The sequence below is a fragment of the Roseomonas sp. CAU 1739 genome (assembly GCF_039839775.1).
Taxonomy (GTDB): Bacteria; Pseudomonadota; Alphaproteobacteria; order Acetobacterales; family Acetobacteraceae; genus Neoroseomonas.
The window spans coordinates 95064-109685 of record NZ_JBDOQQ010000014.1; the positions used below are offsets into that span (position 1 = coordinate 95064).

Below are 14622 nucleotides of genomic sequence, written 5' to 3' on the forward strand. Positions count from 1 at the left end.
GAGGGCCGCAAGGCCCGGAGGCGTGAATCGGCCGGCCAAAAGAGGATTGAGCGATGGCCACCTTCACGCTTCCGAAGAACTCCACCGTCGGCGAAGGCCGCACCTATGCCGCCCCCGCCGGGTCGAAGAACGTCAAGTCGTTCAAGATCTATCGCTGGGATCCGGATGGCGGTGCCAATCCGCGCACCGACACCTATGAGATCGACCTCGACCAGTGCGGGCCGATGGTCCTCGACGCCCTCATCAAGATCAAGAATGAGGTGGACACGTCGCTGACCTTCCGGCGGTCCTGCCGCGAAGGGATCTGCGGGTCCTGCGCGATGAACATCGACGGGCTGAACACGCTGGCCTGCCTCAAGCCGATCGAGGAAGTGACCGGCGATTGCCGCATCTCCCCGCTGCCGCACATGCCGGTGGTGAAGGACTTGGTGCCGGACCTGTCGCAGATCTACGCCCAGCTGCGCTCCGTCGAGCCCTGGCTGAAGGCCGACACCCCCCCGCCGCCTGATGGCGAGCGCCTGCAATCCAAGGAAGAACGCGCGAAGCTCGACGGGCTGTGGGAATGCATCCTGTGCTTCTGCTGCTCGACCGCTTGCCCGTCCTACTGGTGGAACGGCGACCGCTACCTTGGCCCGGCCGTGCTGCTGCAGGCCTATCGCTGGATCGCCGACAGCCGCGACGAAGCGACCGGGGAACGGCTCGATGCTCTGGAAGACCCGTTCAAGCTGTATCGCTGCCACACCATCATGAACTGCACCCGGACCTGCCCGAAGGGCCTGAACCCGGCGCAGGCGATCGGCGAGATCAAGAAGCTGATGGTCGAACGCCAGGGTTGACCGATGGTCGCCGGTGCCGGGCGGCGGTTCCCGCGACGCGGTGCCGGCTCCCGGCCCGAAGCCGGCGCGCGGGGAGGGGCCTTGCCCATCCCCGGACCTTGGCGGCAATGCCGCCGGAGCAGGATCCGTTCACTCGTGCTCACGCCTCCCGCTCCATGCCGTTGTTTGATCGTTTGATTCACGCCTCCGGTGAGGCCACCTGCGGCGATCACGCCTTAAACCCACCAAAGGCCGGTGACCTTCTGGACACCGTCACCGTGCGTTGGACAACCGGATCGGGCCGTATCGTCCGGGCGCGGGCCCGCATGATCCCCGGCGCTGAGCCACCCACCACCCGGCCGCCCAGCCAAGCCCAGCGCCAATGCCCCGCGGTCCAGGGACCCGTTGGTCCCTGGCGGGGTGGCTTGGAGGGGCAGCGCCCCCCCACCCGTCACCCACAACCCACCCCCCACGCCCCGGCGCCCCGTTGACCCCGCCGCCCGACCCGGCCGAACTCGCCGCACTGCTTGCCCGCCACGCCCCCGCCGCCCGCCGCTTCCTGGCCTGGGAGGCCGGCCCCCACCTCGCCACGCTGCTCGCCGCCGCCCGCCACGGCACCCCCGACTGGGTGATGGGCATCGAGCCGTCGGAGGCTGCCATCGCCCCGCTCCTCGCCACCCTGCCGCAGGACCCCTGCCTGCATCTGCGCGCCCTGCCGCCCTTCGAACCCCCCCCCGAGGGCTGGGCACACCCCCTGCTGCGCCCCGCGCTGCAGGGCCTGCGTCCGGATGTGATCCTGCTGCCCGGCCCCACCCGCGCCTGGGCCGCGCGCGCCGCGCTGCGCGCCCTGGCGCCTGGCGGCCTGTTGCTCATCGCAGCCCAGCCGGCCAGCGACCTCGACACCCTGCGCCCGGTCTTCGATGTGCTGGACCACGGCGCCACCCTCACCGCGCTGCGCCCCCGCCACCACACCGCGATCCCCACCTCCTGGCCGCGCGGCGACCACGCCGTGGTCGTGCTTGTCGTGGGCGACCAGGTCGGCGCGGAATGGGAGATCACCGGCCCCTCCGTCGCCGCCTATGCCGCCGCCATCGGCGCCACGCTGCACATCCTGCGCGACGGGCGCGGCCTCCCCTCCACCAGCCTGAAGTCGCTCGCGGTCGATGTCGCCATGGCCCATGACCGCATCATCATGCTCGACGCCGACATCCTGATCCGGCCGCACGCGCCGGACCTGTTCGGCATCGTCCCGCCCGACGCGATCGGCGCCTATCCCGAAGGCGAGCACTACCAGCGCGCCGGCATCGTCGAAGACCTCGTCGCGCTGCACGGCGTCGCACCCTTCCCGCCGCAGCACTACGTCAATGCCGGCATGATGGTGCTCTCGCGCGCCCATCTGGGTGTGCTGGCGGCGCTGTCGCACGGCACCATCGGTGGGCGCATTCCCGAACAGGACACGGTGAACGCGGCGCTGCGGCGGCTGGGCGCGCCGCTGCACCGGCTGACCCCGGAATTCAACCTGATCGCCAATGGCAGCCACCTGGCCGATTGGCGCTGCGGCTGGCTGCTGCATACCGCCGGCGCGCCCAAGCCGGCCTATCGCCGCCGGTTCCTGTGGCAGCGCGAGGCCCTGCCCAATGGCGCGGTCTGGACCGAACGGCCCCTGCGCGGCCGGGCCCTCCGCCTGCCGCACCTGGCCGCGCAGGCCAACCGCATCGCCGGGCGGGAAACCCGCGCCCTCGACCCCGACGACATGACCTACGCCCAGCCGCACGCGATGGCGCGGCTGATGCCGGGCGGGCTCGCCGCCATCTGGATCGCGGCCGGGCAGGGCGACGATCCGGTCGCGACCGGCCGCATTGAGGGGTTGTCGCCCGGCCGCTGGCGGATCGCCGCCATGCCGCTGCCCGGCGTGGCGACGGCGCCGTGCAGGATTCAGGCACTGCAGGCGGGACATGCCACTTCGCTGCCGGCGACCGAAGCGGATGGCGCATTGCTGCTGGACCTGCCGGATGGGGTGGCGGCGATCGATGTCGCGCTGCAGCCCGGCCCGGCGGAGATGGCGCTGGCGGGACTGCTGGCGACGCGCGCGGATTGAAGGAGGGTCGGGGGAGGAGAACGTCGTCCCTATCGGAAGATGCGCCGTAGGACAGCCGCGACAACCGGATCGATCCCGCGAAGCCCGCGCCCCGTCACGGTGCGACCGACAGCCGCCATCCCACCGCCTGGAACGGCCGGTCGGGCCCGTTGCCGGTGATCTGCCCGACCTCGACCTGCATCGACACCCGGACCTGTTCGGCCGGATACCAGTTCAGCGCCGCAGTCCAGATTGACTGCGCCCCGCCGCGCGTCGGCCCGTCATTGAGGTCGGCGCGGCTGTAGCGCCCGGCGAGTTCCAGCCAGCCCCATTCGCCGGCGGCAGGGTCGAGGCGCGCCGTCTCAGGCTTCGCCCAGCTGCCGCGCAGCGCGTCCCAGCGCCGCGGCGCGCCGACCAACGGCCAGGAGGCCGCCGCATACCAGCCGGAGAAGCGCCGCGCCGGCCCGCTATCGGCCTCGACGCCAATCGCCTGGTATTCCGCCGCATAATGCAGCGGCCCGACCATGCCCGATAGCTCCGGCCCCACGGCCCAGGCCTGCCCGGCGGGGATCGATTTCGTGTCGAGGAAGCGGTTGGGCGAGATGCGAAGCTCCGGGTAGTCCCGCAGCCGCACGCTTTCGTCCGATCGCGTGCCCGGATGGAATTGCATCGCGCCGTTGATGCCGATCTGCGCACGCAGGATGCCATCGAAGGGTTGCAGCGCGGCACGCCCGGCCACGCCGCGCTGCGCGTCGTCATTCGGCGTGCCGGCCACGCCCTCGGTGGCATAGGCACTGGCGAACCAGGTCTCGCCGCGCAGCTCGGCGCCCGCGGCGATGCGGCTGGTGCCGGAGGCGATGCTCGCCGCCAGTTCGCTGATCGAAGCGCGTTCGAGGAAGGGCAGGGTGAAGGAGCTGCTGGAGAAATCCAGCGTATGCAGCGGCGTGAAGGCGCCGGCGCGCAGGGTGGTGCCCTCGATGCCGCGATAGGCCATCTGCAATTCGTAGAGCCGGCCGCCAAGCGGCTGGTCCCCCGGCGCGGCAGGGGCGAATTCCCATTGGAAGACGATATCGATATCCCGCAGCAGGGTGGCTTCCAGGCCGATCCGCCCACGGCGGATATTGACGTTGCTCTGGAAGCCCGGCCGCACATCCTGCCCGGCGAAGGACCCCGCATCGAGGTCGAGACGCGCGGTGGGCAGCAGGGTGAAGCGCCCGTCGAACAGGTCAAGCCGCGGCAGGCCTTCGGCATGCGCGGGCTCGGTGTGTGTGGGCGTTTCCGCGCGCGGCTGGGGCGATGCGACCAGCAACGCGGCCAGCGCCGCGACGATCCCGAACACGCCGAATGTCGGATCCTGCACGGTCGCGTCTCCATCGCTGCAGCGGGATGCCGGACGAACCAACCCAGGCTGGTCGCCAGCGTGGAACCATGTTCTAGTTCCGTATCGTCCTGGGAGCCTGGTCATGCCATCGGGCAGCCGCATCTGGTGCTTCGACGATCCTGATGCCTATGCGACGCGCATTCACAATATCCACGGCCGGGTCAGGCCTGATCGATCCGGACCGTATCGTGCGCGCCTGACCCTGGTTACGCTCCCGGACATCCACATGTCCATGAGCGAGGAGACGTTGGCGCGCCGGTTCACCTGCGAGGCAACGCCCGAGCGGATATTCTTCCGGCTGAAACATGCCGATGAGCCCCCCAATCTACGCAATGGCAAGCCGGCGGAACCAGGAACCATCGCGATCGGGCGCCGCGGCGCGCCGGTGGATGACCGTTCGGAGGGACAATCGATGTGGCGATCCCTGTCCATTCCCGTCGCCGAACTCGCACATCGGGCGGAGGTGCTGCGACGGCGGAGCCTGCATTCGCTTCTCGGTGACGCCGATGTCATACGCCCGTCCCCCGCGGCATTCGCGCGGCTGGCGCGCCTGCAACGGGATGGCCTGGGGCTGGCGACCGGCGCCCCTGATGTACTGACGCGCCCCGCCGCGAGCCAGGCGCTCGACGAGCAGATCGGCGAGGCCCTGCTTGATGCGTTGCTGAGCGTGACGCCCGATCGCGAAAGCCTGGTCGATCGCCGGCATCACGCCATCATGCGCAAGGTCATGCCCTTCATCGAGGACAATGCGGCGCGCCCGATCGCGCTCGCCGAACTCTGCACCGTCGGCGGCTGCTCGACCAAGTTGCTGGAGAGACTGTTCCTGCAGGCCTTCGGCCAGACGCCCAACCGATATCTGCGCCTGCGGCGGCTATGGGGTGCGCGACGCGCATTGGAATCGGCCAATCCGCGTGAGGCGACGGTGTCGCAGATCGCGCTTGCGTGGGGCTTCTGGGAACTGGGGCGCTTCGCCGTCGCCTACCGCGACGTGTTCGGGGAGAGCCCGTCCCATACGCTGCGTCGCGAAACGGCCTGAGAATTCGCAGTCTGGCATGCCGATTCATGCAGTAGTCAGCATCCTGGGTGTTCAACAGTGCGTCAGTTGAGAATGCGACGAATTCTGCATAGGCGCCCCGCCTTGCCCCAGGCACCATGATACGGTCGGACAACGGTCGTTGTGGCCCTGTCCCTGGGGAGGATCTGCGAAGATGCAGCAACACACGGCATCCCGCCGATGGGTGGCGGGCGTATTCGGTGCCATCGCCGCGCTCATCGTGGCCGGTCCGCTGGCCGCGCAACCGGCGACGCCAACTCAGCCTGCAGCACCAGCCCAGCCGGCCGCCGCCCGCCCGAACATCCTGTTCATCATGGGCGACGATATCGGCATGTGGAACATCGGCGCCTACCATCGTGGCCTGATGGCCGGGCGGACTCCCAACCTCGACCAGCTCGCGGCCGAGGGGATGATGTTCACCGACTATTACGCGGAAGCCTCCTGCACCGCCGGCCGTGCCAATTTCATCACCGGCATGCTGCCGATCCGCACCGGCCTGACCACGGTCGGCCAGGCCGGATCGACCCTTGGCATCCCGGCAGAGGCGGTGACAGTCGCGACCGCGCTGCGCGCGCAGGGCTATGCGACCGGCCAGTTCGGCAAGAATCACCTCGGCGATCTCAACCAGTTCCTGCCGACGCTGCATGGCTTCGATGAGTTTTTCGGCTACCTCTATCACCTCGATGCCATGCAGGACCCGTTCTCGCCGAACTATCCGCCGGCGCTGCTCAACCAGGTCGGCCCGCGCAACTTGGTGCGGTCCTTCGCGACCGATGTGGACGACGCGACCGAACAGCCCCGCTGGGGCCGCATCGGACGCCAGCGCATCGTCGATGAAGGGCCGCTGCCGCCGCATCCGCGCCCAGGCATCCAGTACAACATGGAGACCTTCGACGAGGTCATCCGCGACAACGTGATCCGCTTCATCGATCAGTCGGTGGCGGCGAACAAGCCGTTCTTCGTCTGGATGAATCCCACGCGGATGCACGTCCAGACGCATCTGTCGCCGGAATACCAGGCGCGGCGGAATGGCGAGAATGGCTGGTCCATCCAGGAAGCCGGCATGGCGCAGATGGACGACAATATCGGCGCGGTGATGAATCACCTGCGGACCCGTGGGCTGGACCGGAACACCATCGTCGTCTTCACCACCGACAACGGTGCTGAAAACTTCACTTGGCCCGATGGCGGCAACACCCCCTTCGCCGGCGGCAAGGGCCAGGCGCTGGAAGGCGGCTTCCGCGTGCCGATGATCATCCGCTGGCCGGGCCGCGTGGCACCGGGCACGGTGCAGAACGGCATCATGTCTGGGCTCGACTGGCTGCCGACGCTGCTCACCGCCGCGGGCAACCCGAACATCCGCGACCAGCTGCGCGCCGGCGTCGATCTGGGCGGGCGCACCTACCGCAACTTCCTCGATGGCTACGACCAGACCCGGATGCTGACCGGGCAGGGGCCGTCCGCGCGCAACGAGATCTTCTACTTCACCGAGAGCACGCTCGGTGCGGTGCGGATCAACGACTACAAGTACCGCTTCATCGACCAGCCGCAGGGCTGGCTCGGCGGCACGGTGCGGGTGGATTGGCCGATCATCGTCAACCTCCGCCTCGACCCGTTCGAGCGGATGGGCCTGCCGAGCGGCGCGCAGGGCTCGCTGAATTTCTACTCCTTCTTCCTGGACAATTTCTGGCGCTTCGTCTTCGTCCAGCAGGAGGTGGCGCGCTACGCGCAATCCTTCGTCGAATACCCGCCGATGCAGCGTGGCGCCTCCTTCAACATGGAGGTGGTGCGGGCGCAGATCGAAGCCGCCATCGCCGCGGCGCGCGGCCGGAGCAACTAGTCCTCGCCCGACTTCGACAAGCAAGGCCGCCGGTGCCGCATGAGCACCGGCGGTTTTGTTTCAGGCCGGATTTCGGCGAGGCTGGCCGCAACGGCAACCGCAGTCACATCGCATCGGAGGGCGCCGACATGACCCTTGCACCCATGGCCTTCGCACGCCGATCGCTTGCCGCGATGACCCTTGCACTGACCGCGGCTCCCGCGGCCGAGGCACAGACCACGCGCGACCCACTCCCGTCCTGGCGCGACAGCCCGACCAAGCGCGCCATCCTTGCCGCGATCCGCCGCGCCGCGCAGCCCGGCACGCCCGATTTCGTCGCCCCCGCCGACCGCGTCGCCGTCTTCGACAATGACGGCACGCTGTGGGTCGAACAGCCGCTCTATACGCAGTTCGTCTTCGCCATCGACCGGCTGAAGGAGATGGCGCGCAGCGACGCATCCCTGGCCGAACGGCAGCCCTTCAAGGCCGCGATCGAAGGCGACATGCGCACGCTGATGGCCGGCGGCGAGCGCGCCCTCGCCGAGATCATCGGCATCACCCATGCCGGCATGTCCCAGCAGGCCTTCAACGGGATCGTCACGCGATGGCTCGCGACGGCGCGCCACCCGCGCTTCAACCGCCCCTACACGCAACTGATCTACCAGCCGATGCTGGAGGTGATGCGGCTGCTGCGGCAGCAAGGCTTCGCGGTATGGATCGTCACCGGCGGCGGGCAGGACTTCGTCCGCGCCTTCAGCCGGCCGACCTACGACGTCGCGCTCGACCGCGTGGTGGGATCGACCATCAGAACCGAATTCCGCCTGCTGCCCGACGGGACCTCCGAACTGTTCCGCCTGCCGGCCATCGATGCGGTGGATGACGGCCCCGGCAAGCCGGTCGGCATCGGTCGCTTCATCGGTCGTCGTCCCATCCTCGCCTTCGGCAATTCCGATGGCGATGTCGAGATGCTGCAATACACCACCACCAGCCCAGGCCAGCGGCTTGGCCTGCTCGTCCACCATGACGACGCGGTGCGCGAATATGCCTATGATCGGGATACGCATATCGGGCGGCTGGATCGCGGGCTGACCCTCGCCCCGGCCGCGGGCTGGAAGGTTATCTCGATGAAGGATGATTGGCTGCGGATCTTCCCGGGCGCATGACCGCGACGCAGCGTGTCCTGGCCGCCCTCGCCATGCTGGGTGGGGTGGTGCTGTGCTTCGCGATTGCCGCCATCCTGTCGGGCCAGGGCGCCGGCTTCCGCATCGCCGCGCCCGTCCAGGCCCATCAGCGCGCCGCCGAGGGCTTCGTCGGCTCCGCCACCTGTGCCACCTGCCACGCGCCGCAGGCGGCCGCCTGGCAAGACAGTGACCACGCCCGCGCGATGGCGGCGGCGACGCCGCAGACGGTGCTCGGCGACTTTTCCGGCGTGACGGTCACCGATCGCGATCGCAGCGCCACCTTCCGCCGTGACGGCGACCGCTTCATCGTCCGCACCGACGGACCCGGCGGCGTGACCACCGATGTCACCGTGACCGAGACCTTCGGCGTCGATCCGCTGCAGCAGTATCTGGTGCTGTTCCCCGATGGCCGCCGCCAGGCGCTGCCCTGGGCCTGGGACACGCGACCGCGCGAGGCCGGCGGCCAGCGCTGGTATCACCTGCTGCCCAACGAATCCCTGCATGCGGGCGACCCGTTGCACTGGACCGGACGCGACCAGAATTGGAACTTCATGTGCGCCGCCTGCCATTCCACCGGCGTGCAGCGCGGCTATGACGCCGCCACCGACCGCTACGACACGACATGGACCGAGATCAGCGTCGGTTGCGAATCCTGCCATGGGCGGGGTGCCGCGCATGTCGCCTGGGCGCAGGCCGATCCGCGCCCGGAGGCGCCTTTACTCGGGCTCGAGGTCGCACTGCGTGATGCATCGGGCGGTGCCTGGCGCTTTTCGGAGGCAGACCCGCGCGGCATCGCGCATTGGGAGGGCCCGCCGCGCCAGGCGGAGGCTCAGGCCGAGATCTGCGCCCCCTGCCATGCTCGCGCGCGGCCCATCACCGCGGATCCGCTGCCGGGCGCGCGTTTTCTCGACACCCACGCGCCAGCGCTGCTCGATCGCGGCCTGTACCACGCCGATGGCCAGATCGACGGCGAGGTCTTCGAATGGGGAAGCTTCGCCCAAAGCCGCATGCAGCGTGCCGGCGTGGTCTGCGCCGATTGCCACGACCCGCACAGCCAGCGCCTGCGCGCCGAAGGCAACGCCGTCTGCGCGCAATGCCACCTGCCCGCGCGCTTCGACACAGCGGACCATCATCACCACCCGCAGGGCAGCGCGGGCGCGCAATGCGCGTCCTGCCACATGCCGCAGGTCACCTATATGGGCGTGGATGGCCGGCGCGATCACGGCTTCCGCGTCCCGCGCCCCGATATCGCAACCACCATCGGCGCGCCGGATGCCTGCACCACCTGCCATGTGGGTCGCCAGCCGGCCTGGGCGGCGCAGCAGATCCGCGGTTGGTTCGGGCCGACGCGGCGGCAGACGCCGCATCCGGCGTTGGCCATCGCCGCGGGCCGGCGCGGCGATCCCGGTGCGGTGCCCGCGCTCGCCGCCCTGGCGCAGAACCAGGCGGAGCCGGCAATCCTGCGCGCCACCGCCCTTACCCTGCTGCCTGCACCGGCCGGCAACGACGCCGCCCAGGCCATCGTGCTGTCGCTGCGCGATCCGGACCCGCTGGTGCGTGCCGCCGCGCTGCGCGCACTGGCCGGCATTGATCCGCGCAACCGCCAGCATGCCTTGTCGCTGCTGGCGGACCCGACACGGCTGGTGCGCATCGAGGCAGCGCGCATCCTCGCCCCGATCCCGCCGCAGGCCATCCCCGAAGCCTCGCGCGCCGATTTCGCCCGCGCCTGGGATGAACTGCTCGCCAGCGAGCGCGTCGCCGCCGAACGCCCGGAATCGCATGTGAACCTCGCCGGGCTGTTCGCCGCACGCGGGGATGCGGCGGCGGCCGAGGCGGCCTATCGCGACGCGCTGCGCCTGGACCCCGGCTTCCTGCCGGCGCTGGTGAACATGGCGGATTTCGAGAATCGCCGACGGCGCTTCGATGCGGCGGAAGCGCTGCTGAACCGCGGTATCGCCGCCCATCCCGACAGTGCGGAGGCATACCACGCGCTGGGCCTGACGCGGGTGCGCGCCGGCCGGGCGCCGGACTCGCTCGGCCCGCTGGGTCGCGCCGCGGCACTGGCACCGGACCGGCCGCGCTACGCCTATGTCTACGCCATCGCGCTGAACGACCTCGGCCGCGGGCCCGAGGCCATGGAGACGCTGCGCGCCGCCCTGCTGCGCCACCCCGGCCAGCGCGACCTGCTGGTCGCCTTGGCGAGCCTGGAACGCGACCGCGGCAACATCACCGAGGCCGAGCGGCTGGCAGCCCAGGCGGTGCAGGCCAATCCGCAGGACCGCGAGGCGGCGGCGCTGTTGCAGCAACTGCGGCAACTGCGGCGGCAGGTTCCCGGGCTGCGCTGATCAGCCCGCGAAGGCGCGGCGCCGGGCAGGGCCCGTTCGGCCTGTCAGGTCGAGGCGTCCGGCCGAATGCAGAGCCTGTCCACAACACCGCGGGCGTCCTGCATCGGCGTGCCCGATCCGTGTTGACCGGAGCCATGTGCGCATCGCATCGGTCACTCCGAAGTTGGTAGCGTGATCGCCACGAAGTGGGATCGTCGCTTGGACGTCCCCGCTCTTGGACTTGCAAACGGGCACTCAAGCCACGCAGCGCCTGCGCTTATGGCGGGTCGAGGCGCGTTCGGTATAGCGGTTATGTGCCCCCACCCTGCAACCCGGCAGGAAACTCAGGTTCCTGCACTTTCGGTCGGTCGGGCCGTCGCTCCAGTGAGACGACGCGGCCCATCGCCCCGCCGGTACGGGCGGCAGTCCAGATTATGGCCTTGCGGGCCCGCTGCGATCGGCGTCCCCTTCCACCAAACGCTGGAAGCGCCGTCGCCATGCTCGCTACCCATCTCGCCACGCGCCTCGCCCGCCACGGCATCCACTACGGCTGGGTGATGGTCGCCCTCACCTTCCTCGTGTCCGTCTGCACCTCCGCCGCCGTCAGCCTGCCCGGCGTCCTGCTGGTGCCGATGACCGAGGAATTCGGCTGGGGCCGCGGCGCTGTCTCTGGCGCGATGGGCGTCATGTTCTGCCTGTTCGCCCTGATGGCCCCCTTCGCCGGCGCGCTCATGATCCGCCACGGCCTGCGCCGCGTCGTCTCGACCGCCGCCACCATCGCCGTCATCGCCGTCATCGGCCTGACGCAGGTCACCGAACCCTGGCAGGTTTGGACCTGCCTCGCCGCCCTCGGCGGCGCCGCCGGCATGGTCGCCCTGGTGCTGTCCGCCACCGTCGCCAACCGCTGGTTCGCCGAGCGCCGCGGCCTGGTGATGGGCATGCTCACCGCGGCCTTCGCCGCCGGGCAGCTCACTTTCCTGCCGGCCGCCGCCGCACTTGCCGCCAACTACGGCTGGCGCATGGCCATCCTGCCCGCGATCATCGGGCTCGCCATCTGCGTCACGCTATACCTGCTGCTCGCCCGGGACTGGCCCGCCCAGGTGAACCTGCCACCCTACGGCGCCAAGGCGATCACACCCCCCACCGTGCCCGCCGCCGCCAACATCGTCACTCTCAGCCTGTCGGTCCTCGGCGAATCCCTGCGCAACCGGGTGTTCTGGGTCCTCGCCGGCACCTTCTTCATCTGCGGCCTGTCCTCCACCGGCATCGTCAATCAGCACTTCATCCCCTTCTGCGGCGACATGGGCGTGTCCGCCGTCACCGCCGCCTCCTTCCTCGCCATGATGGGGATCTTCAACTTCATGGGCACGGTCGCGTCCGGCTGGCTGTCCGACCGCTTCGACAACCGCGCCCTGCTCGGCTGGTACTATGGCCTGCGCGGCCTCTCTCTGATCTGGCTGCCCTTCAGCAGCTTCGACCTTTACTCGCTGACCCTCTTCGCGATCTTCTTCGGCCTGGACTACGTCGCGACCGTCCCGCCCACCGTGAAGCTCGCGGCCCTGCACTTCGGCCCGGAGAAAGCCGCCATCGTCTTCGGCTGGGCCTTCGCCGCCCATCAGCTTGGCAGCGCCGTGTCAGCCGCCATGGGCGGCGTGTGGCGGGACGTGGCCGGCAGCTACGGGCCAGCCTTCATCACCGTCGGGATGATCAGCGTGAGCGCGGCGCTGGCGGTGTTGACGCTGCATGATGCGCGAGGGCGGGTGGTGAAGGCCGTTTGAGGGGCGTTACGCAGAGGCTCTGCCCCCGAATCCCCCTCCCTTCCTAGCGATTGTGGATTGGTGCTCGGGTGGTCGGTGAGGGATCGCGATGTCCGGGGGAAGTGGCGGGCGTGAGCGCCGCTGATCACCGAAACCGCAATCTTACCTGGCATCCCATGCGCCTGCGTCCTGGGTGCAAAACCCGGCGAGCACACCCGCCTGCCTTGGCGCCTCAAGTGACTGGACAAAGACGACGTGTGGTTATAGGATTAATGTCCTTGTCGGCCTATGCCGTCACGCGCTCTTTGAAGCCTCGCATCCGCCCGCCGCTTTCCAAGGGGAGCAAGTCGGCACGCACGGATTCTGCGGTCCGGTATTTTGTCCGAAACCGACACGTCGCGACGCATGGACGATGCTGAAGCGCCGGGTGTCGCCCGGTTCGCCGCCCGCGTCGTCCTCTTCTCGCCTTCCCACCGCATCCGCAGGCTATGCATCGCCGCCATCCGTGTCAGCATGCCGCCAAGACCCGGCCCCAGACGCCGGGCAGAGGATACGGAGAAGACCACCATGCCCCGCCGGACCCCCATCACCGCCGCCCCGTTCGTCGCCGCCTTGGGCCTTGCCGCCGTGCTCGCCGCCGCGCCCGCCCGGGCGCAGACGCTGACCATCGGCTCCGCCGCCCCGGTCACCACCATCGACCCGCATTTCCACAATGTCGGGCCGAACAACGCGCTGACCATGCATATCTTCGACCGCCTGGTGGAACGCGATGGCCGGGCGCGCCCGCATCCCTCGCTCGCTGCGTCCTGGCGCGTCGTGTCCGACACCGTCTGGGAATTCAAGCTGCGCGAGGGCGTGACCTGGCACGATGGCCGCCCCTTCACCGCCGACGACGTGGTCTTCACCTTCGCCCGCGTCCCCAACGTGCCCAACAGCCCCGGCGGCTTCGGCGGCTTCCTGCGCGCCATCACCCGGGTCGAGGTGGTGGACCAGTACACGCTGCGCCTGCACACCGCGCGGCCGCATCCGCTGATGCCGCTGGATCTTGCCTCGGTCTCCATCATCGCGCGCCACGCCGCCGAGGGCGCGTCCTCCGAGGACTACAACACCGGCCGCGCGGCGGTCGGCACCGGCCCCTATCGCCTGGTCTCCTACCGCTCCGGGGACCGCATCGAACTCGCCCGCAATGACGCCTATTTCGCCGGCGCCGAACCCTGGGCCCGCGTGAACTACCGCATCGTCAGCAACGACGCCGCGCGGACGGCGGCGCTGCTCGCCGGCGACCTCGACCTGATCGAGCAGGTGCCCACCTCCGACCTCGCCCGGCTGCGCCGCGAACCGCGCGTGACGGTCACCGAGATCGCCAGCACCCGCACCGTCTACATGGCGCCCGACTACACCCGCGACGGCGGCACCCCGCTGATCACGGACAATGCCGGCACGCCGCTGCCGGTGAACCCCTTCAAGGACGTACGCGTCCGTCGCGCCCTGTCGATGGCGATCAACCGCCAGGCGCTGGTGGAACAGGTCATGGAAGGTGCCGCGACGGCCACCGCGCAATGGCTGCCCGAAGGTGCCTTCGGCTACAATGCGAACATCCGCCCGCGCGCCTTCGACCCCGACGGCGCCCGCCGCCTGCTGGCCGAGGCCGGCTATGCCAACGGCTTCCGCGTCACCGTCCACACGCCGAACGACCGCTGGCCCAACGATGCCCGCCTGACCCAGGCGATCGCCCAGATGTGGACCCGCATCGGCGTTCGCGTGCAGGTCGAGGCCCTGCCCTGGACTGCCTTCGTCCCCCGCCGCGCGCGCATCGAATACGCCATGCAGATGGCCGCCTGGGGCAGTTCGACCGGCGAGGGGTCGAACTTCCTGATCAACACCCTGGCGACCAACAACCGTCAGTTGCTGACCGGTGCGAACAACAACGCCCGCTTCTCCGGCCCGGCCTTCGACGAACTGGCCGCGCGCGGTTCCGCCACCCTCGACGATGAACGGCGCGAGGCGATCTGGCATGAGGCGGTCGCCCTCTATGCGCAGGAGGAACCGCTGATCCAGTTGATCCAGTATGTGAACACCTGGGCCGTCCGGCGCGGCCTGACCCATGACCCGCGCATGGATGAACGCACCATCGCCATGGGCGTGCGCCCGGCCCGGTGAGCCCTGGCCGCGGCTTCGGGGGGAATGCCCGCACCCCCCGAGGCGGCGTCGCCC

The 14622-nt window shown here is 69.7% G+C and carries 9 protein-coding genes; 8 read left to right on the top strand and 1 reads right to left on the bottom strand.

What is annotated here, in order from left to right:
* Positions 1-53 precede the first annotated feature (53 nt).
* Both AAFN86_RS20925 and AAFN86_RS20930 read left to right on the top strand, forming a co-directional pair.
* Positions 54-836: a succinate dehydrogenase iron-sulfur subunit gene (locus tag AAFN86_RS20925; RefSeq protein ID WP_347545494.1), complete on the top strand. Its 783-nt coding sequence runs from the start codon at positions 54-56 to the stop codon at positions 834-836.
* Positions 837-1302: 466 nt separating this feature from the next.
* Positions 1303-2913, top strand: a complete 1611-nt coding sequence (locus tag AAFN86_RS20930; RefSeq protein ID WP_347545495.1) for a hypothetical protein — start codon at positions 1303-1305, stop codon at positions 2911-2913.
* 94 nt (positions 2914-3007) lie between these two features.
* Here the strand turns inward: AAFN86_RS20930 and AAFN86_RS20935 are convergent, their stop codons facing one another.
* Positions 3008-4252 carry a porin gene (locus AAFN86_RS20935; protein ID WP_347545496.1) on the bottom strand — a complete coding sequence of 415 codons (1245 nt, stop codon included), beginning with the start codon at positions 4250-4252 and terminating at the stop codon, positions 3008-3010.
* 247 nt (positions 4253-4499) lie between these two features.
* Between AAFN86_RS20935 and AAFN86_RS20940 the strand changes: the two genes are divergently transcribed.
* From AAFN86_RS20940 to AAFN86_RS20965, 6 genes are all read left to right on the top strand, one after another.
* Complete coding sequence (locus AAFN86_RS20940; protein ID WP_347545497.1) at positions 4500-5309, top strand: helix-turn-helix domain-containing protein; 810 nt, start codon at positions 4500-4502, stop codon at positions 5307-5309.
* A gap of 172 nt (positions 5310-5481) precedes the next feature.
* Positions 5482-7167, top strand: coding sequence for an arylsulfatase (locus tag AAFN86_RS20945; protein WP_347545498.1), 1686 nt, complete (start codon positions 5482-5484; stop codon positions 7165-7167).
* A 128-nt stretch (positions 7168-7295) separates the two neighbouring features.
* Entirely contained in the window at positions 7296-8309 is a 1014-nt protein-coding gene (locus AAFN86_RS20950) for an HAD family hydrolase (RefSeq protein WP_347545499.1), read from the top strand.
* The gene (locus tag AAFN86_RS20955) at positions 8306-10672 is read left to right on the top strand and encodes a tetratricopeptide repeat protein (RefSeq protein WP_347545500.1); all 2367 of its coding nucleotides are present in this window, start codon (positions 8306-8308) and stop codon (positions 10670-10672) included. The genes AAFN86_RS20950 and AAFN86_RS20955 overlap by 4 nt, the downstream gene beginning before the upstream one ends.
* A gap of 476 nt (positions 10673-11148) precedes the next feature.
* Complete coding sequence (locus tag AAFN86_RS20960) at positions 11149-12429, top strand: MFS transporter (protein ID WP_347545501.1); 1281 nt, start codon at positions 11149-11151, stop codon at positions 12427-12429.
* A gap of 546 nt (positions 12430-12975) precedes the next feature.
* Positions 12976-14568: an ABC transporter substrate-binding protein gene (locus AAFN86_RS20965; RefSeq protein ID WP_347545502.1), complete on the top strand. Its 1593-nt coding sequence runs from the start codon at positions 12976-12978 to the stop codon at positions 14566-14568.
* The last annotated feature ends 54 nt before the right edge of the window (positions 14569-14622 follow it).